General features: G+C 48.6%; 2 protein-coding genes. Both read left to right on the top strand.

Translation table 11 applies throughout. The features are described from left to right. On the top strand, positions 1-131 hold a 131-nt coding region (locus tag N3G78_14825), incomplete at its 5' end, for a DDE transposase (protein ID MCX8119189.1). Between the two features lie 45 nt (positions 132-176). Then, positions 177-938, top strand: coding sequence for an MBL fold metallo-hydrolase (locus N3G78_14820; GenBank protein MCX8119188.1), 762 nt, complete (start codon positions 177-179; stop codon positions 936-938). The last annotated feature ends 131 nt before the right edge of the window (positions 939-1,069 follow it).

Raw genomic sequence — 1,069 nt, 5'->3', positions numbered from 1 at the left:
ATCACGGCGTGTCTCCAAAACTTTTTCCCCTCTACCTAAAGGAGATGGAGTTCCGTTATAATCATCGTCATGAATCTTTGTTCGATTTGCTACTCAAATTGATCACAAAACCAGTGGCAAATCTTTTATAATCGCCTACAATTTTTAATCGAGGTGGAAGGGAGGGAAGTTTCCCCATGTCTTTTATTAAATTTTTGGGCACAGCCGGGGCAAGGTTCGTCGTCATGAAGCAGCTTCGGGCCTCGGGCGGGGTATGGCTTCGTATCGGGAAAACCGACCTCTATGTCGATCCCGGCCCAGGAGCTTTGGTCCGGTGCCTCAGGAGCAAACCGAAGTTGGATCCGACCTCTCTGGACGGAATCCTTCTGACCCATAGGCATCTGGACCATTCGGGGGATATCAATGTGATGGTTGAAGCGATGACAGAGGGTGGATTCAAGAAGAGAGGCGTCCTTTTCTGTCCGAGGGATGCTCTCGAAGAGGACCCTGTCATCCTAAAATATTTGAGGGGATATGTGGAGCATATCGAAATCTTAAGGGAGGACACGGAGTATCGAATCGGGGAGATTTGCTTTAGGACGACCCTTCGCCATCGTCATCCTGTTGAGACTTACGGTTTCAATTTCAAACTGCCTCGGGAGACCCTTTCGTGGATCACGGATACTCGATTCTTCCCCGAGTTGATGGAGCTTTATAAGGGGGAGATCCTCATCGTTCACGTTGTCCGTTTGAAACCCATCGGAGATGAGCCGATAGACCATCTTTCCATCGAGGACGTAGAGGCGATCCTTCGCACGACAAGGCCGAGACTGGCCGTGTTGACCCATTTTGGAATGACGATGATCCGGGCCAAACCCTGGGAAGTGGCTGGCCAATTAGAAAAGGATTTAGGGATAAAAGTCATCGCGGCCAGTGACGGTTTCCAATTGGATCTGTAGAGGCCCGGCCTTTAGAAATTAAGGTGAGGGGTCCACAATGCCGTGTTTTAAATTAAGGGAATTGTAAAAGATTTGCCAATAAAATAGATTAGTGGCATGGACTTAAAATCCTTCGAACCCCTTGTAAAGAC

The organism is Thermodesulfobacteriota bacterium (genome assembly GCA_026415035.1).
Taxonomy (GTDB): domain Bacteria; phylum Desulfobacterota; class BSN033; order BSN033; family UBA1163; genus RBG-16-49-23.
Note: the sequence above shows the minus strand (reverse complement) of the source record. Positions and strands in the feature narration are given on the sequence as shown.

Coding starts and splice junctions, on each gene's coding strand:
- N3G78_14820 (MCX8119188.1), top strand. CDS start 177: ATGTCTTTTATTAAATTTTTGGGCACAGCCGGGGCAAGGTTCGTCGTC.